Origin of the sequence: Paenibacillus sp. JJ-223 (assembly GCF_927798175.1) — a bacterium.
GTDB classification, from domain to species: domain Bacteria; phylum Bacillota; class Bacilli; order Paenibacillales; family Paenibacillaceae; genus Paenibacillus; species Paenibacillus hubeiensis.
Map to the genome: position 1 here is coordinate 452,236 of NZ_CAKMMP010000002.1, position 18,623 is coordinate 470,858.

Sequence of the window (18,623 nt, forward strand, 5' to 3'; positions counted from 1 at the left end):
TATCCATGATTCCCATAAACTGTATGGATGGGCGGATAGTTGTGCTGTATAATTTTCCCCAAACCATAATGGAAGGAGATGTTGTATTTTCTAATGAAAACGAAAAGTTCCACACCGAGGAAAAGACGTTTACCTGCAATCCTTGCTTATAGCTTCGCCGTTCTTCTTTTAGTATCAGGCACGCTGGGAGCCTTCGGACCTTCCAACCTACCCAAGGCATACGCGGACGGCAATGTCACCACAGGATACTCCAAAGATCAGCTGGACGCGTTAAATTTTCTGAACGAGATCCGCGCCAAGGTCGGCGTGCCGCCCGTTCGTTTGAATCCGTATGTCACCCAGGCAGCGGAAGCCCATGCTTCGTACTATAATAGGAACCATGCCCAGCATCCCAATCTGAGTGCCCACTCGGAGCAAGCGGGAATGCCTGGTTTTAAAGGCGTAAATATCAAGAACCGCATCGAGGCGGCCGGATTTGTCGCCCAAAATCGCGGATTTGCCTATGGCGAGGTCATGCATTACCATCAGAAAAGCAGTTCCCAAGCCGTGCAGGGATGGCTGGATACCGCTTATCACCGCAAAATCATACTCGATCCCAGTTATGACGAGGTTGGCATCGGTCTGGTCGACGGCACGGCCGTAATGGATTTTACGGGTTCAGGTTCCCAGCCGGACAATGGAAACATGTCAGTTTACCCCTATGACCGTCAAACCGATGTACCCGTTGGTTTCTATGGGTTGGAAAGTCCGAATCCACTACGGCAGTTCAATGTGGAATTCTCGGGCTACATTATCTCTGCGTCTACAGCCGCAACCATTAACCGTTACCAGGCAAAAATGACTGACCAACAAGGAAACGAGGTTCCTTTGCATGAAGAATTGTACGGGAGCACATTATTTCTGTATCCAAAATCCGTTTTGAAAGGAAACCACACCTACACCGTAACGCTTGAGCTTTTGAGCGGTAAATCAGCGGAAGCGCTGCGCAAAACGTGGTCATTCACTACCGGAAAAGGTCATAGCTTGACCGAACTTGGCCCATATATGAAAGAAGTCACTCTGAACCAGGGAGAGCAGCTTCAACTAAAATGGAGAAGTTTTTATGATGATGGATCATGGGAAGATGCAGAGACAGGAGTCAGCTACATAACGAGCAATCCCAAGGGGCTTAAAGCATCCACAAATGGCATGATTCATGGCATATTGCCTGGCGAGTACACGCTGAAGGCTACGCTCGAAGGGAAGTCAGCGCAGGCTAAAATCAAAGTTTACCCCAAATGGAAGACTAAAACGTACAGCAAACCAATTAACAAGCTGCCTTCCGACATTCAGGGACATTCCCTTCAGGAAGCATTGGAGTGGGGATTGCGCTCAGGCATCGTGAGCGTTGATGGCCAGGGACAACTCAAGCCTGATTCAACCGTAAGCGAGTCGGAATTCTGGATCATGTTGCTGAAAACGTATAACGTCGACATTCAGTCTTATCAGAAGGGAAAAGAAAGCCTTGCCGACACTGCTTACCGAATCGCCAAAGACCGTAATTATCCGCTGCTGGGCCTCAAAACGGCTTCATTACGCGACAAACCGATCAATCGCCAGCGCATTGCCGAAATCGTGTCCGCTGCAGACGGCATGCATTTCATCGGCTCCAACGCGGTCAGGTACGTGCTAGCCAAGGACTACGTCCGCGGAGTCACGGAATTGTCTTACTCGGGATATGAGAGCGAGAGCACGGTAACCCGAGCAGAAGCGTTGAACATTCTGAAACGCCTTCAGAGCTCCCTGGGCACATTGAAAGGCAGACCGGCGGAACCGACAGATCAATTGGCTCTGCCTAAATTGCCGGAAAAGGTAATGTATGTCAAACCGGCCGTTTTCGAGGAACAAAGCTTGTTTGCCCAATATGACAAAGGCGGAAAGCTGATTGTGGAAGGCCAGTTTTCACAATTGAAAGACAGAACGATCCTGTTCAAGGTTCAAGAACACACCGTTACCGGTTCCCAACATATTGAGGATGTGCAGGTTACCTTTGATAGCAAAGGATACTTCCATATCGAGCCTGGCACGTATTCTCCGGACCAGCTTAACCTTTACTTGTATGCACCGTCCGCCACCTTTTTTATATCTGTGAAAAAGGACACGATGAATCTGTCGCAATATTCTACGCCTGCAGTCCAATAAAACGAACGAAAAGACGATTCCTATATCGATAGTGTACAGGAGTAGAGAACGGTTCCAGCCACTTCTTCTGTTGTTCCCGGCCTGCCTCCTTAATCCGGTCTAACCGGGCATATTTAATAGAAGACAGGGGAAAAGAGCGACAAAAACAACCACTGACGGCTTTAGGCGGTCAGTGGTTGTTTTTGAATAAACTTGCTTACTTGTCAATCAAATTGGTCGTTTTCAGCAATCTTGCGATCAGGGCCGTCACTTCCGCACGCGTCATCGTTGATTTCGGGCTGAGGGTGGTGCCTTCGCCCTGAATGATCCCTGCTTCGATCAATTGCGCCACATCCGCCTTGGCCCAGTTCGATACGCTCGCACCGTCTTTATATTGGGACAGAGCAGAAGTATTCTGACTAGCCGCAGCTTCGGATTTAATCAGGCGATACGCACGGGCTACCATCGCGAAGCCCTGCTCTCTCGTAATTGGCTGGTTGCCGTAGAAGTTGCCATCATCATAACCGCGAACGATATCAAATTCATCCGCAATCGCGAGGGCATTTCCGTACCAGGCGGAAGTCGGTACATCCGGGAAGTTAATCTGCGACGCTTCCTGACGCATCAGACCCAGGCCGAGGACCACGATCTCCGCGAACTCGGAACGGGTTATGCTGCGATCCGGCGAGAACGTGTTATCCCCGTTCCCCTTCAGATCCAGTCGTGCGGCAACGTTATTCACATCCGCTTGACCCCAATGGGTTTTCACATCTGTGAAATCCTGCGGATTCCAGATTACCGAGTACGTACCGCTGCTGCGCAAATCATGGATTTGTGCATAATAACGATTGCCGATCTTCGTTACAACGGTTGGCAGGTGATATACGCTGCCGTCCGGATTCACTACAACGCCTGTCGTAATCCGGTTCGGATCGATGCCTTCCGGCAGGGCGATGTATTTGGCCGCATATCCGTTCAATTGGCCGGATCCTACGGTTTTACCGCCATGGTTAAATGTCAGATTCAGATCAACCGGATCAACCAGCAGCTCATAACCTCCCGCCGCTGCCTTGTTTTTCGCAGCTGCAATCAAGGCATCCGAAGAACGCTTGATATCGATGCGAACCCCGATATCGCTCAGCGCTGCATTGCCCAATTGACCAGCGACGGAATTCAGGTTCATTTTTCCGACAGGTACCGGATAAATGGCCAGCGGGTTGCTGATTTTCAGGTTTGCGCCCTTATCGTTCAGTTTCTTCAAGATGTCCGCCGTCAAGCCGTCAACCGTCATATCCCCTTCATTTGGCGAGTGAATCGTCAGATCCTGGCTTGTACCTTCCGATACAGCTTCACCCAGCTTGTTCGGGTCTACCTTAACTGACGTTGTCGTACGGCCGTCTGAGGTTGAAGTTGTGCCTGTTGCAAACGGATTGTCTTTGCCGTTCAAAGTTACGTCCAGATTGCCTTTTGGAGCTTCAGGCGTACTTGGTGTTGCTGGAGTAGTTGGCGTTGTTGTTGGAGTCGAGCTTCCGCCACCTCCGCCTCCACCACCGGTGTTGCCGTTATTTCCATTATTGACTACACGGAAGACGGTCAGCGTATAGATCTTCTCCCTACCATTAACGGTAACCTTGACATTAATCGTGTTGCTGCCTTCATTCAAAGGCAATTCACCGTTTTCTTTACCGCTCGTCGCGTCCGTCCAGGCACCATTGTTGAGCGAAAACTCAATTTTGGCGTTCGGATCCAGACCTGCAAGCGAATCCAGTGTTGGTGTGAAATATACACTGTACGTTGCAGTAGTCGCGGTGTAATTGTACGTGTTCTCAGCAAAAGCCGGTGACAGAGGTATCGAAGTTTTATCATTGGCGTTCAGCTCGAGACCGACAAGATACGATTTTTGAGCAGAATCGACTACGATTGTTTTGGATTGTTTGGTTACTTTTCCATTTCTCACTGCCGTTACATCCACCGTATATTTTCCATCCGGCAGTTCTTTCGATGGGGTAAAGCTCCAGTTTCCATCTTGATCCGCTTCCACTTCCCTTGTTTCAATCACATTGCCGTTCTCATCCTTCAATTCAACGGTGACTTTCGAATCCTGGTCTGCCACGCCTTTGAGTTCAGGCTTGGACACGTTTACCAGCCCACCGCTCGGCTCGGTGATCAACAAAGGTTTCAGAAGCTCACGCGCTGCCTGTAATTCCTCAAATGCTTTATTGACTTCTTCTTGTGTTTTGTTTTTGTTGTCAAGCACGGCTTTGGCGTCTTCCAGAGCTTTTTGATACGCTGGCCATTCCTCTGCCATATAATCTTCCTGGTTCAGTTGATTCCCTTCTTCAACGGCCTGCTTAAGATCGGTAATGTTAACAATGGTAACGGATTTCTCGGCGATGATATCCAAATTTTCGTCGTCCTGCATGCCGCCGTATTCAATGACGTAGCCTGTAACACTATTGTCTACGGGGTAATCGTTCCATTGTCCTGCTTCGTTTCCAGGTCCGTAAATATGAGCTACATATTCTTTGCCGTCATAATCGTTAGGTTCGCCGCTAGCCCAGTTGGCATACCCCAGTTTGGTGCCGCCTAGATAACCTTGATAGAATTTCAGACCTTTTTCGTTGTCCGCTTTGCCTTCCGGTCCGGTTACCCAGCGCCAGTCGCCATTGGTCTTAGCTTCACCGTTTTTGCGCTCGATATCTTGTGCGCCAATCCAGCCAACGCCCAATGTTTTATCTTTTACAAACTCGTTCTCTTGTGCATCCGTAATCGTGACCAGATATCCTTCCCGTCCGAAATAATCGTCGGCGGCAGCCTCAGCCTTCGCGGCTTCCCAGGTAATATTGCTTCCTTTATTTACAAATTTATAAAAATGACCATTAGCATCATAAGGGAGGGCATCACCCAAGGCAAATCTAACGGTTCTGGCAGACGTATTGCTGGAAGTGGTTGAGAACTTGACACTGGACAATACCTTCATGTAATCTTCCGCCGAAGCATTTCCTGTCAATGTCAAGACACCATTCTTCGCTTCATAATTTCCTTGAATTCCTGCCACTGCGGTATATGACAACAAATCCCCTGCCTGAAAATTTTCAATCATCACGGTGGCAGCGTTCAAATTGGTTGTGTAAGTAGAATCCTGAATCTGAATTTGAGGATCAATAACTGAGCCTGACGATGTCTCTCCGTCAACAATATCGTAGCTGGTTGTACCACCTGATGTGGAGATTAAAGCTTCGCCTGCATCAGCCGCGCTGACATTCGTCGGGACTACCGGTAAACCGCCAACGGTCAGAGCAGCTGCGAGAACTAATGCTCCATGCTTTTTCTTAAGAGACTTTTTGCTTTGTTTGGACACGTTCTTTTCCCCCAATTCCTTTATTAGACTGTTCGATATGGATGAATCTTTTTTGACACTTTTCTATGGGAAAACGTTTTTCTTTTTCGCAACCTCCTTATTTTTTTTTAACGTTTAATCTGGTTGTGTTCAGGGTTGGGATTGCAAAAATAAAATTCTATTCTCATAAATCCCTTTCAATTTACCTGGGATCCTATGGTCGGCAATCCCGCAGTTTCTGTAAGTCGTATTATAAAGACCCAGTCTATACAAAAACTATACAAATCATCTAAAGCGTTAAAACAAAGAAGCCGCCATTTTGGCGACTTCTTCAGCGACGATGATCTTGTCTCTAAGGCAGTTCCTGCAGCAAGGCAGACGAACAACCGACTCTTTCAGTTTTTACATAAAAGCGTTTGTTTCCTGGCATCCTCATCAAGAACATTGCGTTTGAAAACCCTTACTGGACCGAAACTGTAATGACATCGATATTTGGCCCCTCCATCGTTTTTGAAGTGTACCCTTAGAATAGACATTGGGAGAAAACCCCGGGTTTAGATGAAATTTTTAGGGGTGTATTTTTTGAGACAGTAGTTTTAGGTGTGAACACGGAGCAGGGAGCGTGTATAATAAACACAACCTGTAATGCTCTGGAGGAGATAAGATGACAATATTTCTGAACCTGACTGGACCCATTTTGGAAGGATAGCGCCTACCGGTCCACAAACTGCGTGTTTCCTTCATGAACGAAGGTGCCAAACTCATGATTCATCATCAAGTTATTCCCATGAAATACGATAATGCTGCCCAAATTAACGATATCGCTGCGCTGGAGCAGCAGTGCAAGCAGCTCGATTCCGCTTGCCTCAAGGCCGATCTGGAGCATCTGACCAAGGAAGACGGCGACCATGGGCTTTTGTGCTATCACAACGGTCAATTGGTCGGACTTCTAAGCTGGTATCCATCGGAAGGCACAACAGGAAGCATCAACGCTGTGGTTCATCCGCATTACCGACGACAAGGCGTCTTCCATAGCTTGCTTGAACGAGCGCGGGAGGACATGCGGCCTCTCGGCATCCACCGGCTAAGCTATCGCGTGCCGCAAAGCCATCCGGCTGGAATGGCTGCCGTTCAGGCGTTTGGCGCTGCATATGACCGTTCGGAGTATGCGATGAAGCTCCAGAATGATGCGTCTGCAAAACAAAGTCAAACGGTTTTCTCTTCCGGACTTGATCTGACTGCCGCAGAACCGGAAGATCTGGAGTTCATGATCGCCTGTTCATCGGCTGCATTCGGCGATCCGGAAGATTGGACGCGCGACTATTTCAGGCACACCGATGAACCGAGCCGGCCCACGTATGTGATTCGCAAAGAAAATGAGCCCGTAGGACTGATCCGGGTCAACGTCATCAACGATTCGACGGGGTTCATTCACAACTTCTGCATCCTGCCTGCGCGTCAGGGAGAGAAGCTGGGACGCGCCGCGCTCACTTTGATGGTACACCGATTGCTGGAGCAAGGTTATACGGACATTCGGCTTTCCGTCGTAACGGAAAATGAACGTGCCCTAAGCTTGTACCGGAGCGTCGGATTCGACGTGACCACGGAATATAAATATTTCATCGGCCCGATCTGAACGGGCACGGAAAGGAGATGTTCCCCCGCTAAGGGAGGACATCTCCTTTTTTCACAATGACCCGAAGTTCCCGAAACGAAAGACGAGCTTCTCTCCGTCAAAACCGCTGAGCTGCCACGTTCTTTGGCGCCGGATTCGTGAACAGTTCCCATTTGCCGCGGAAACGGTCAAAGCTCATGGCCGCAGCCTGCTCCGCAATGCCCAATCCCCGGAATGGACGCAATACAAAAAACTCATGAACGAAGTAATCCGTACCTTTGGAGCAATGCGGCGGGGTGGCGATCAAAGTAAATCTGGCAGGGAGATCATCTATGGTGATGAGAAGCGGATAAAGGCAACCTTTTTTCTCCCACCACACGTTCTGAACGTCGTACTGATCCTGCTATGTTCTGTATTCATCGCCATTATGGTGGAATGATCGTGCCGGTTTATGCTTACAGCATGAATTGCTTGGTCAGGTTTCCTTTTTGCCGTACACGATTTTGCGGATGCTATCGTCCGAAAGGCAAAACTGTCCGGCCAGGTCGGCCATGCTTGCACCGTCGGCAAATTGGGCGCGAATCTGCTCGTTTCGTCGTCGGACCAACGCCCTGGCGCCGGAGTTCTCGCCCCATTTTCGATGCATTTCCTTCGGTTTCGGAATATAGATCAACCCGCCCGGAAAATGCTGCTGCACCAGCTCCACAATTTCCGCAGGCAGTACGGTATGTGCATTCACGTATTTCAATTCGCTCCACTCCTTAAAATAAAGTTTTAAGGAAGCAGAGTCCTGAAATGAACGTTTGCCGCTAATCAGGCTTGGCGGTGGTGTTTATTAAGCTCCATGCAAAACAGCCGCCGCTGTTCATCCTGTGGACTCTGCATGGAGCGGCGATCCAATCTTCTTACGGGTTTTACCATGGTATCACCCCCTTCTACAAATATTGGTTCAAACTGCTCGCGAGCAGTTCCTTGACGGCTTCCTTCAGCCCATCCGGGCGAATGACCTCTACCTCAGGACCGTAGGATAGCAGCCTGCGAGCCGTGTACGGCATCTCTTCATGCGGAACCCGTCCGCGCCACGTATTCCCTTCAACGGTTTGGAACAATGGATCGGACCCGGCCAAGCGTTGGCCGAAATCGGTAAAACGAAGCACCACCTCTTCGCCAGAACGCCCATCTTCGGCTCGAAGCCATGCTTGCAAATGCGGAACCGTGTCATCCGTCTGCTCAAGCACCCGGAGCGCCTTCATGCGATCCGTTCGGTACAGCAGCACCCGCTCGCGTCGCCGGGCCGGCATATACCAATACCCGTCATCGAAATAGATGCCGAGCGGGTACGCCTCGACTGTTTTCTCTCCGTTCCGGGAGTGATAGGTAAACGCAATGGCCCTCTTTTCCACCGCCGCTTGCAAAACGCCAGTCGTCACCGCTTCGGGCGCAACCGAGGGACGCTGCATAAACGTGATATGCCGCCTCATCCGTGCGATCAGTTCCTGCACGTCTTCGGGCAAACTGCCGAAATATTGTTCGGCCAGATGCTCCCGAATGGAACCATAAGGGAAGTCCGGAACCCGTTCCAGATACTCCAGCATCATGAACAACCCGAGCGCCTCGGTTTGCGTCAATTGCAGCGGGGGCAGAATGCGGTTGGGGAGCACCCGGTACCCGCCATGAACGCCTACCTCGGCGTACAGGGGAAAGCCCAGCTCCTGCAGATCGTTCAGGTCGCGTTGAATCGTCCGGACGGACACTTGAAATCGCTCCGCGAGTTCGCGGGCGGTAAACTTTTTGCGCGAATCCATCAGACGCATGATGGCCAGTTGCCGATTATTCATTTTACCCCGCCTAACTACGTCATCTTATGTCGTAATTATAGTTTACCATAGTGTTATATCGAAAGGAGTGATCAATACTATGCCAAAACGTAAAACGATTCTGTACATTGCCGCAAGTCTCGATGGATACATCGCCAAACCGGACGGTTCGGTGGATTGGCTGCACGACGTAGAAGGAGATGGCGGGGATAACGGCTATGGGGCCTTTTACGCCAGGATCGGAACGGTGGTCATGGGGCGCAGCACCTATGAAGAGGTGCTCACACTTACGGATGATTTCCCTTATGCGGGTAAACCGACATATGTCCTGTCCCGTACGCCTCAGCCTCCCGCTCCGCATGTGCAATTCACGGACGAAGACGTCGCGACCCTCATCCCGAAGCTGCAGCAAATCTCCGAAGGCGATGTCTGGATTGTCGGGGGCGGGAAGCTCGTACAGACGATATTGGAAAAAAGACTGCTGGACGAGATGGAAATTGCCATCATCCCGAAAATTTTAGGCAATGGCATCCCCTTGTTCCCTGTGGGTACCCTCCCCAGCGTCTGGACGATGGTCGGCACGCAAACGTTGGGACAGATCGTATCGGTCCGGTATCAATCGAAGGCAAACTAGGCGGGGAATCCCGCCTTTTCGTTGGGGAATACATCCGTGCCGCGCTACGTCCAATCCATCGATCTCGGGGGGCGCCAGATCAAAGGCTCGGATATTTATCCAGCTTAAGCCAATCGCCCATCTGTTTCCGGGTCAGCTTGCGCACAGGTTTGACCTTGCTGCTCTTCGTGTCATACCGGAACAGAGTGAAGCGGTCAGACGGATGCTCGCTAATAAAATCGAAGGCTTTCCCGTTCTTATGCCACAAAATCAGGCTTGTGCTGATATAGTTGGTCGTCCGGGGCAGCCGAAGTACGCTGTCTTTCGCGGCATCATAGATCGCAAGGGTGCTTTTGGACGGATCTCCATAGGAAAAGGCGATCTGCTCTCCGGTCGGGGACCATTGATATGCCGTAATGGTTTCGAGGGTTCCCTTCACCTCTTGTTGCAGGCGGTCGTTCAAGACGATGCTTTCCCCCGTGTCCAGGTTAACCAGCAGCAATGATGCCCCGGCGCTGCGGCTTGCCTGAATGGCCACCCATCCCGTGGCAGGCGATTCGGCGACGCTCGCAAGGTCCAGCCAGGAATCGTCGTAATCGGCCGTGTCGATCTCGTGCCGAACTGCGCCCTTCTGGATCACGATGGATTCGATGACGTTCTGTTCAAAGTCCGCTTTATCTTCCTTTACAACGGTATGCGCGGTTACGGTCAAGCCTTTGCCTGTCCAAACGATGCTTCCGGGTGCTGTTTTTTTGGCATATTGGGTTACGTTCTGGTACACCACTGACGAAGCAGCGCTGACCTGGGATACAGCCTGCTTTGACGTCTGCCCTTGTGCCGATGCCGCTAGCGTTGAATTAGGGATTGTCCCCAACACTCCCGCCATAACGACAGCTCCGCACAATAACAGCACCGACGCCTTTCTGATCGCCACGTATTTCATTGGCCAACTTCCTTTCTCCACCGAAATTATAGGTTTAGATGATGCCTTCGAGATAATCGCTTAACGCTTCGGCCGCCCTGCGATGGGACGACTCCCCTGGATGGCTTCTGGCTCCCATCGTTGCTTGCGTCGTGTCGGGAAGCTGGAAAATGGATACCTTGCGGTCTCCCGTCCGGTGGACATAACGATCCACAGCACGGTAAATCGCCGGCATCATCGGCGAGCCGAGCATGCCGTAAGCCCATACGATCCAGGCCTTGGCATTGTTGTCGCGCAGCTTGTCGAGAAACCGTTCAGCCGCCCGTTCGAACGCGGCCAGATCATCCTCGTTAAAGGAGCCGTCGTCATTCAATCTTTGCTTATGCACCTGCCCTGTCACCGGGTCCTTCCATGCCGGCGTCCGAAATGCGCCGCCATCGTTGCTGCCCAAGTTGACCACAATGACATCGGGCTGCCATGACGAAAAATCGTGAAGATTGGCTGCGCCCAGTTCCCGGTTGGTCTCTCCTGTGAGCAAGCCGCATACTTGCTCATAGTAATCCGGGATGTTGCCGTGCGGATTGTTGTCCCAACTCGTCATCACGCCCCACCCGCTCTGGGAAATGACCCGATACTCCGCATCCAGCGCAGCTGCGGTCAGGAACGTGTAATTTTGTATTGCGCTGAACCACATCGGAATCCAGTCTTCTTCCTGCCTGGCACCGATGGCACCCTCTCCGGAAGTGATGCTGTCTCCAATGAATTCGATCTTGCGCGGGCGTTCGCGCACCGGCAGAAATTCGCCATCCGTTCGCACGGCATGCATTTGCAGTACGCAGCCGGGATCGGCACTCATGGCCTGCACCTCCTTGACGATCCGCACGTTTGTCGCTTTGAGCGGATTCATTCCCCGAAAGAGGCAGATCCAATTCCGGCCTTCAGCCAGCATCTGCCTGCTGACCGGCACACCGTTCACCAGCACGCTGATCCAGGACTCGTATAGTTCATAACGCGACTCGACCTCAAGCCACAGCTCGCTTCCTTGCACATTCAATTCCAGTGCGCTTCCCGTCCAGAACAGGGTCAAGGGCGACAAATTTCCCGTCGTGCGGCCATGCACCTTGAGATGTTTCACTTCTGTTAGCTCGAAATGCTGCAAACGATCATTGGACTTCACGCTAAATCCTCCCGCCGATATAAAATCTATCCCTACCCTAGTAAACAACAAATATTATGATTCGTTGCCATTCGTTGATATATAACGCTGAAAAAGCAGCTTGTACTTTTCATACCAGTGCTGCCATTCCTCTGTTCGAGGCTCTACCGTCCGCCCGTCAAGAAGCTCTTCAATGACGCGGAGGCAGACATGCCAGCCCGCAACGTCTTTGGGCGTATGGCTTGTCACACGGCCGATCGATTCCTGCAGCAAGAGGCGGCAGCCTTCCGTTTCAGGGTATAGTTCAAATCTCACCAGATCCTCGCCCCATGTAAATTCGAGCACCGAGTTCGCCTGGACTTCCGTAATCTTCATTTCCTCAAACGTGCCGTCCTGCATGTCAAACCGGATGATACCGCCGGCATCCAGTTCCATGACCTCCAACTCGGGAAACCACCATTTTAGTTTGTCATTGTCCGTTAGATACGACCACACGTTTTGAACCGAATGCTTCCATAGACGTTCGAATCGAACAACCACGCCCTCCGGAGTTTGCTGCACTTCCGCGATCATGATCGGCCTCCTTATTTGTATTTTCATGCGGCATGTTCAACGGTTGCTTGAAATCGCGCTTGCGAACGAATCCACCCGCCAATATCATCCATATATTGGTGGATTTTGTTTGTCCTGATTGTTGCACAGCCCTGGCGTAAAAGCAATACAGCGCTTTCGGCCTTTCCGGAGCTCGTGACACCCCGCGATCTGCCCTGCCTGCCCTATCTACTCTGAACCAAACGTATCGTGCATCTCAGATGACTTCAGCAGCTTCGCCTTCGGTATGCATACATCGAATTTGGCCCCCTGCTCCCCTTCCACACCGTCGCTGACCGTGATGCTTCCACCCAGGGACTGCACGATATCCCTCACATGGGATAGACCGATACCGGTGGCCGCAATGCCTGCCTCATTGAACTTTGTCGTGTAACCCGGCTCGAAAATGACTTCGCGTTTGGCAGCGGGAATTCCCTTTCCGGAATCCATGACGGTGACATGCAGGTTCTCCCCCCGCTCCAGCACGCGGATGTCGATGGTGCCGCTTTTGTCGACGGCCTCTACGGCGTTCGCCAACAGATTGTTCACTACCGTCAGCAGCGGTATGTAATAGGCCGTCTCGCAATCCATCTGCTGCTGTACGCGGATCTGAATCCGTTTGCCCAACATTTCGCCGTATTTCCGGTTTCCCCTTATCGCAAAATGAATAACCTCCGACACGCTCATATGGACGGCTTTCCCGTTATCGTACAGTTTCAACAACCCCGCCAGTATGCGTTGCGAATCCTTCTTGACCTCATGAATCTGCTGAGCAATTCCCAGCATGCGCTGGCTGTACTGCCCCAGCCCCTGCTCACGCAGATCGCGATAAAGCTCATAGCTGTCTGCGGCGATGCTTTCGATCGTTTTCATCGACTTCTTAAGGTAAAACACTTCACCATACAGGCCCGAGTCCACGCTGAGCATCTGCTCCATCCGCTTTTCCTGCTCCGCATGGAGAAGGCGCATCTGTCGTACGGTGATGCTGCTATACAGACCAATCACGAAGTAGCTTCGCAAGCAGGCTACCACAAGCAGATACAGCCATCCGCGGATGGAAAATATATCCGATCCCACCAGCACACCTCGAAAAAGAAGCTCCACGAGGTTGGAGGAAAAGTCGATGACGGCAATCATTCCTCCCAGCAAAAGCGGCTGCAGCTCGTTAAAGCGATACTTGAGCTTGCTCAGCATCCACGCGAATACGATGTAATACATGCCGGCCCCGATATTGTTCAGCACGCCTTCCAAAATGGCCCAGTCATGCTGCTGGAGCAGCCAATCACCCGTCTGGAATGCAAAGCTGGCAGCCCCCGTGGTGATTCCGGTCTTCAGGTAAGGCAGATTGGGCAGAATCATCAGCAGCAGTAAAAAAATGCTTACGCCCAGACCGATGCGAAACACATCTTCCCGAAAAGGGTAAATTCTGAATTGTGCACCGACTGCCGTAGCCAAGGCTACCGCACTCATCTGCACATTTTCGTTCCTGAACCAATTGCGCATAAGATCCTCCGACGATTTCTTGTTCCACGCCGCTGTGTACACAGCGACTATGAGATTACACCATCTAATATACAGCAGTCTTAGCATGATCAAGCAAAAAATAAGTGTCGCGCATCGCGTAATCGTTAGAAATTTTCCGAAAACCTTGTTATGCTGCACAGGAATCGGGCTTCTTTTGTCCAATATTTCTCAATATCTGGTTTGCCTTCCGATTTCCCAGGTCCAAAAGAGCGTGTATGATGAAGGTAGAAAGTTCAGTTCAGATTCTCGGCTTAACATGTCCAGTTACATAAGGGAGAGATGAAGATGGTGCATGAATCGATTACAGAAGGCGTTATGCGCACGCGCAGCAAGCTGCGGAAAGATTTGCTGGTTTCGGTTTTTAACGAGTTCGACGAAAGCATGATGCAACTGGACTCTCTTAAACGAGAGGAGAAGTACCGCAAAATGTCGCTGTCTCCGTTTTCTTTTTTCCGGGGAAGTGCCTACCTGTTCTATTTCGATGCCACGCGGCAGTATTTCCCCTATCACACGCGGGCGGACCGTCCAACCTGGATTCAGGGCGACCTGCACTTCGAGAACTTCGGCGCGTTCCATATTCAAGGCAGGCAGATCGTATACGACGTCAACGACTTTGATGAAGGGTACCTGGGCAGTTATCTGTATGACGTGCTCCGCATGTCCAGCAGCGTGGCTCTTGTGGGCAGGCAGTTCGGTTATGCCGAGGCGGAGCAAAAGGAACTGATTCAAACCTATCTCCGCGCCTACGCGAAACAGATTCGCCGTTTTGCCGCCGGAAAGGACGACCCCGCCACCTTTATGATGAACGTACAGACGGCGAAGGGTCCTGTACGCAAGCTGCTGCGCAAATTAGAAAAACGCAAGCAAGCCCATTTTCTCGAAAAGGTTACGGCACAGATGCAGGACGGCCGCGCATTCCTGGAAAATTCCGAGCTGGTCGTGCCGGAAGCATCGGAACAACGCCGGTTGGAGCAAGCTTGGACCGATTATCTGGATACGGTGGCGGAGCGGCATCCCGACGATGGCCATTATGCCATTAAAGATGTTGCGGTCAAACACGGCTCAGGCACGGCTTCCATCGGCCTTGATCGGTATTATCTGCTGATCGAGGGCGAGAAGGGCCATAACGATGAGGACGATACGATTCTGGAGGTCAAAGAGGTTCGCGTGCCGGTTCCCGCCTATTTCCTGCCCTATTCCGAGTCGTTCTGGGCGCATTTCGGACATCAGGGCAAACGTGTGGTTACCACCCAGCAGGCGATGCATCATCAGGCCGATGCTTATCTTGGCTATCTCACCGTCGAAGGCCGCGATTTCTATGTCCGGGAACGCTCGCCTTACAAAAAACGGCTCAAGCCGCAAAACATCCAGAGCATTCAGGATATGCGCCAGGTACTTCGAGCCATGGGCAAATTAACGGCCAAAATGCACGCCCGCGCCGACATCGATGTCGCGAGCGGCATTCTTTCTTACCATAGCGAGCAGGAAATCGCCCACGCCATAGGAAGCGATACAGATGCTTTTGCCCGCTATATCGCGGACTGGAGCTATCTGTACGCGAATCAAGCGGAGCGGGACTATGCCTTGTTTACCGAGTGGATTGAGGAACGGTTCGGCATTGCCAAAGAGGAGAAGCTTGTGCCTAACATGTAGGTTCTGTCATCTTCAAAAAAACAGTGGTTGCCTGTAGGAAGCGCTATGCCTCCCCGGCAACCACTGTTTTTTCATGATCATCCCGTATTTCCTAAGGCTCCGCAGGTCAATTCGGCAATTCGGGGCACCGGGACGTCAGCCCCATTCAGCACGGGAGGGTGCATTTACTGCAAAAGCATAATTATCACCACGGAAGCTCGTTATCCATATAGTAGAATCCGCCGGTAGGGCCGTCCGCAGGCAAGGTCGCGAGGCGAACCGCCGTTGTCGCCCCTTCCTCTGGCGACAATTCCGCTTTGTTCCCGCCCATCTGCGTTTTCACGAGGCCCGGATGTACAGAGTTGACCTTCACGTTGGTTTCTGCTGTTTTCTGAGCCCAGTAGGCAGTCAGCATGTTAAGCGCGGCTTTGGACGCTGCATAGGCCGGCGTGCCAATCCGCTGCACAAGCGCTTCCGTGGACATCATGCGGATGGAGCCGATGGCACTGCTCTGGTTGACGATTCTGCCCGCTTCGCTCTTGAGCAGCAAGGGGAGCAAGGCCTCCGTAATGTAATAGGGAGCGAACGCGTTGACTTCAAATGTATCCCGGAACGCATCCCCTGCGTAATCTGCATTTTCAAGCCATACCCCTGCATTGTTCACCAAAATATCGAGTCGGCCATACGTGCTTGCGATATGCTCGGCCAGCGCTTCGATATGGGCAGCATTGGTGACTTCAAGCTCCACTCCGCTCGCCGCAATTCCTTCTTCCCGGAGCCTGGCTGCGGTTTCGTCCGCCGCCGCTTGGGTTCGAGCCGCAACCAGTACCGTAATCCCTTGCTGTCCCAACTGTCTGGCCACCTCGTAGCCGATGCCTTTATTCGCTCCGGTAATTAATGCGATTTTATTTTCCATTTCAATCTCCTCCTCTATGTTTAACCACGTTTTATTTGTTGATGGTGATCAGACCGCCTGTTTGAACATGACGGACATGCTTCAGATGGCTTGCATAGGCGATTTGGCTTTCCTCGATCTGTTCGTCTGAAATGTGGTTGGCATTATGCACGGCAAAAGGCGGCAAATAATGTGCGCTCACATAGTTGGCCAGCGCCTCCATCGGCTTCGCGATATCGCGAATGGTGAACAGATTGTATCCTCCAGGCTGATATGAAGCCGCTGTGCCCGCCGTCGAGATGGCGATGCCGATTTCCTTGCCTTTCAAATGTTCTCCCTCCGGGCCAAAAGCCCACCCGTATGCCAGCACTTCGTCGAACCATTGCTTCAACAACGGTGGCGTGCTGTACCAAAACAACGGGTATTGGAAAATGATCCGGTCATGGCTGTCCAGCAGTTCCTGCTCACGTTCCACGTCAATCTTGCCATCGGGATAAGCTGCATATAGATCGTGTACGACAATGTCCGTTTCTTTTTGTATGGCTTCAACCAAAGCGCGGTTGACGCGGGAATGCTGTAAGTTCGGATGGGCAACGACAATCAAGGTGTTCATGGTTATCTCTCCTTCACATTTTATCGAGAACGATCATTCTAATTGGGCGAAAAAAAATTGGTCTCTGCTTATTTCTCTAAAATTCGCATAGCCTGATTGGCAATCCGCTCAATCTTTTCCTTGGAAACCGAGGTCCGAACCATCACCCGAATGCCGGTCATGGCATTGTGCAACGATTCAGCGAGTTCCTTTGCTTCATAATCCGTGGTGAATTCGCCGTTTTGCTGGCCCCATGATACGATTTCGGTGAGCAGCCCTTCCGACTTTTCGAATGCGCACACGGCTTTGGCATCCACTTCGCCATCCCGCATCGCCAGCTCTGCCGCAGAATTCACGATCATGCAGCCTGGCGGGACGTCTTCTTCGCCGTAAATCATGAAATCAAACACGAACCGAACCGCTTCCTTCGCCGTCTTCGACCGCTTTACCCCAGCCGTTAATCTGGCGCTAATACGCTCGTCGAATCGATCGATGGCTCTCAGGAACAACGTGTGTTTGTCCGTAAACGTGTCGTATAGGCTCCTGCGGTGAATGCCCATATGTTCGACGAGATCGTTCATTGACGTTTTCTCGTACCCTTGTTCCCAGAAAAGCTTCATGGCCTTATCCAATACGGCTTGCTCTTCGAACTCTTTGCTTCTGGCCATTTCATTTCCCTCCAGTGATCTCATCTTAGCATATTGGGAACGATCAGTAAAGAATTATTTTTACTGCTCGTTCTAATATTGCACTCTAGCCATTGGTGTCAGACTTTTACATCTATATACGCCACACTAATTAATCACACAAGGCCACTGCGAGTGCAGTACCATCTTCCGATCGCTGTTATCTCCAGATTGGTTCTGCCTCTCCGTTAACGTGTGTTTTTTTGCAATTTATATAGCTTCGGCAAAACGGTGAGCAGTTCCCGCAAGTCATTGATCACAATGTCCGCTTGAGCCAACTCGTCTTCTTGGGCAAAGTCGAAGCTGCACCCAATGGCCGTCAGTCCGTTGTCTTTGGCGGCTCGGATATCCGATAAACGGTCGCCGACTACGGCCCCCTGATCGATCTCGTATTTTCGCAAGATACTGCCTACCAGATCCGACTTATTCAAGGATGGAATGCGCTCAATGCTGAACACTTCCGTAATCCAGCGAGTCAGATCATAGTGATCCACGATGGTTTTCAAGTATTTTTCCAATCCGTTGCTGGCTATAAAAATGGAATATTGCTGTGCCCGCAGGCCGCGGAATACCTCCTCGACATGGGGATACAGTTCTCCCTTGCCCGCCTCGATATTCGAAATTAACCTTTCTAGAAAAAAACCGTCCGTCTGGGCTCGTACATGCTGATCGTGCTCCGGCAACAATGTTTCCCACACTTTTGGCAGGGGAGCTCCCATGATTTGACGGTACTGATCGATCGGCGTCTCTCCAACCCATACACCCATGGAACGCAAACGTTCAAACGTGTCTTCCAAAGAACATTCCAGAATCTTATCGGTTTGAAACAACGTCCCGTCCATATCGAATATGATCGATTTCTTCATGCTGCTCTCTTCCCTTCATATGGATACGGATAAACGTATCGCTCACTATTTGGTGTTCATCATTAGATTATATTTTTTGATGATTTAGAAGATATCCCCATACTATCATTTAACGTAAATATACAAGGTGGATTTCAGAAAAAAATCATATGAAGCAAACTGTTTTTTCGATATAGTATCTCTGGGGAGTTGAGAAATATGGAATGGAGGGCTG

16 protein-coding genes are annotated in these 18,623 nt (G+C 51.0%); 4 read left to right on the forward strand and 12 right to left on the reverse strand.

Annotated elements, in window-relative coordinates:
- Positions 1–93 precede the first annotated feature (93 nt).
- Positions 94–2,181 carry a CAP domain-containing protein gene (locus L6H98_RS05550; RefSeq protein ID WP_236413501.1) on the forward strand — a complete coding sequence of 696 codons (2,088 nt, stop codon included), beginning with the start codon at positions 94–96 and terminating at the stop codon, positions 2,179–2,181.
- A gap of 196 nt (positions 2,182–2,377) precedes the next feature.
- Here L6H98_RS05550 and L6H98_RS05555 read toward each other — a convergent pair whose 3' ends face one another.
- Positions 2,378–5,521 (reverse strand): S-layer homology domain-containing protein, encoded by a 3,144-nt coding sequence (locus tag L6H98_RS05555; RefSeq protein WP_236413503.1) that lies wholly within the window; start codon positions 5,519–5,521, stop codon positions 2,378–2,380.
- Positions 5,522–6,263: 742 nt separating this feature from the next.
- Here L6H98_RS05555 and L6H98_RS05560 point away from each other — a divergent pair.
- A complete protein-coding gene (locus L6H98_RS05560; RefSeq protein ID WP_236413505.1) occupies positions 6,264–7,136 on the forward strand; it encodes a GNAT family N-acetyltransferase in 873 nt (290 codons plus the stop codon).
- Between the two features lie 97 nt (positions 7,137–7,233).
- On the opposite strand, the gene L6H98_RS05565 is transcribed toward L6H98_RS05560, so the two are convergent.
- The 3 genes from L6H98_RS05565 to L6H98_RS05575 form a co-directional block, all read right to left on the reverse strand.
- Entirely contained in the window at positions 7,234–7,494 is a 261-nt protein-coding gene (locus tag L6H98_RS05565) for a hypothetical protein (RefSeq protein WP_236413507.1), read from the reverse strand.
- Positions 7,495–7,590: 96 nt separating this feature from the next.
- Positions 7,591–7,854 carry a CD3324 family protein gene (locus L6H98_RS05570; protein WP_339278503.1) on the reverse strand — a complete coding sequence of 88 codons (264 nt, stop codon included), beginning with the start codon at positions 7,852–7,854 and terminating at the stop codon, positions 7,591–7,593.
- A 196-nt stretch (positions 7,855–8,050) separates the two neighbouring features.
- Positions 8,051–8,953, reverse strand: a complete 903-nt coding sequence (locus L6H98_RS05575) for a YafY family protein (RefSeq protein WP_236413511.1) — start codon at positions 8,951–8,953, stop codon at positions 8,051–8,053.
- A gap of 79 nt (positions 8,954–9,032) precedes the next feature.
- Between L6H98_RS05575 and L6H98_RS05580 the strand changes: the two genes are divergently transcribed.
- Positions 9,033–9,566 carry a dihydrofolate reductase family protein gene (locus L6H98_RS05580; RefSeq protein WP_236413513.1) on the forward strand — a complete coding sequence of 178 codons (534 nt, stop codon included), beginning with the start codon at positions 9,033–9,035 and terminating at the stop codon, positions 9,564–9,566.
- A gap of 79 nt (positions 9,567–9,645) precedes the next feature.
- Here L6H98_RS05580 and L6H98_RS05585 read toward each other — a convergent pair whose 3' ends face one another.
- The 4 genes from L6H98_RS05585 to L6H98_RS05600 form a co-directional block, all read right to left on the reverse strand.
- The gene (locus tag L6H98_RS05585) at positions 9,646–10,488 is read right to left on the reverse strand and encodes a hypothetical protein (RefSeq protein ID WP_236413514.1); all 843 of its coding nucleotides are present in this window, start codon (positions 10,486–10,488) and stop codon (positions 9,646–9,648) included.
- Positions 10,489–10,522: 34 nt separating this feature from the next.
- Entirely contained in the window at positions 10,523–11,644 is a 1,122-nt protein-coding gene (locus tag L6H98_RS05590) for an SGNH/GDSL hydrolase family protein (protein ID WP_236413515.1), read from the reverse strand.
- A gap of 54 nt (positions 11,645–11,698) precedes the next feature.
- A complete protein-coding gene (locus L6H98_RS05595; RefSeq protein WP_236413516.1) occupies positions 11,699–12,196 on the reverse strand; it encodes an SRPBCC family protein in 498 nt (165 codons plus the stop codon).
- Between the two features lie 207 nt (positions 12,197–12,403).
- Entirely contained in the window at positions 12,404–13,717 is a 1,314-nt protein-coding gene (locus L6H98_RS05600; protein ID WP_236413517.1) for a sensor histidine kinase, read from the reverse strand.
- A 306-nt stretch (positions 13,718–14,023) separates the two neighbouring features.
- On the opposite strand from L6H98_RS05600, the gene L6H98_RS05605 reads away from it, so the two are divergent.
- Positions 14,024–15,391 (forward strand): DUF2252 family protein, encoded by a 1,368-nt coding sequence (locus tag L6H98_RS05605; RefSeq protein WP_236413518.1) that lies wholly within the window; start codon positions 14,024–14,026, stop codon positions 15,389–15,391.
- Positions 15,392–15,575: 184 nt separating this feature from the next.
- Here L6H98_RS05605 and L6H98_RS05610 read toward each other — a convergent pair whose 3' ends face one another.
- The 4 genes from L6H98_RS05610 to L6H98_RS05625 all read right to left on the reverse strand — a co-directional run bounded on the left by L6H98_RS05610 (position 15,576) and on the right by L6H98_RS05625 (position 18,409).
- Positions 15,576–16,286 carry an SDR family oxidoreductase gene (locus tag L6H98_RS05610; protein WP_236413519.1) on the reverse strand — a complete coding sequence of 237 codons (711 nt, stop codon included), beginning with the start codon at positions 16,284–16,286 and terminating at the stop codon, positions 15,576–15,578.
- 31 nt (positions 16,287–16,317) lie between these two features.
- Positions 16,318–16,878: an NAD(P)H-dependent oxidoreductase gene (locus L6H98_RS05615; RefSeq protein WP_236413520.1), complete on the reverse strand. Its 561-nt coding sequence runs from the start codon at positions 16,876–16,878 to the stop codon at positions 16,318–16,320.
- A gap of 68 nt (positions 16,879–16,946) precedes the next feature.
- Positions 16,947–17,525, reverse strand: coding sequence for a TetR/AcrR family transcriptional regulator (locus L6H98_RS05620; RefSeq protein ID WP_236413521.1), 579 nt, complete (start codon positions 17,523–17,525; stop codon positions 16,947–16,949).
- Positions 17,526–17,731: 206 nt separating this feature from the next.
- Positions 17,732–18,409 carry an HAD hydrolase-like protein gene (locus tag L6H98_RS05625; protein WP_236413522.1) on the reverse strand — a complete coding sequence of 226 codons (678 nt, stop codon included), beginning with the start codon at positions 18,407–18,409 and terminating at the stop codon, positions 17,732–17,734.
- Positions 18,410–18,623: the final 214 nt, after the last annotated feature.

Excerpts from the sequence above, each read along its gene's own strand:
- L6H98_RS05550 (WP_236413501.1), top strand. The coding sequence starts at position 94 with ATGAAAACGAAAAGTTCCACACCGAGGAAAAGACGTTTACCTGCAATC.
- L6H98_RS05560 (WP_236413505.1), top strand. The coding sequence starts at position 6,264 with ATGATTCATCATCAAGTTATTCCCATGAAATACGATAATGCTGCCCAA.
- L6H98_RS05575 (WP_236413511.1), bottom strand. The coding sequence starts at position 8,953 with ATGAATAATCGGCAACTGGCCATCATGCGTCTGATGGATTCGCGCAAA.
- L6H98_RS05580 (WP_236413513.1), top strand. The coding sequence starts at position 9,033 with ATGCCAAAACGTAAAACGATTCTGTACATTGCCGCAAGTCTCGATGGA.
- L6H98_RS05585 (WP_236413514.1), bottom strand. The coding sequence starts at position 10,488 with ATGAAATACGTGGCGATCAGAAAGGCGTCGGTGCTGTTATTGTGCGGA.
- L6H98_RS05595 (WP_236413516.1), bottom strand. The coding sequence starts at position 12,196 with ATGATCGCGGAAGTGCAGCAAACTCCGGAGGGCGTGGTTGTTCGATTC.
- L6H98_RS05600 (WP_236413517.1), bottom strand. The coding sequence starts at position 13,717 with ATGCGCAATTGGTTCAGGAACGAAAATGTGCAGATGAGTGCGGTAGCC.
- L6H98_RS05605 (WP_236413518.1), top strand. The coding sequence starts at position 14,024 with ATGGTGCATGAATCGATTACAGAAGGCGTTATGCGCACGCGCAGCAAG.
- L6H98_RS05610 (WP_236413519.1), bottom strand. The coding sequence starts at position 16,286 with ATGGAAAATAAAATCGCATTAATTACCGGAGCGAATAAAGGCATCGGC.
- L6H98_RS05615 (WP_236413520.1), bottom strand. The coding sequence starts at position 16,878 with ATGAACACCTTGATTGTCGTTGCCCATCCGAACTTACAGCATTCCCGC.
- L6H98_RS05620 (WP_236413521.1), bottom strand. The coding sequence starts at position 17,525 with ATGGCCAGAAGCAAAGAGTTCGAAGAGCAAGCCGTATTGGATAAGGCC.
- L6H98_RS05625 (WP_236413522.1), bottom strand. The coding sequence starts at position 18,409 with ATGAAGAAATCGATCATATTCGATATGGACGGGACGTTGTTTCAAACC.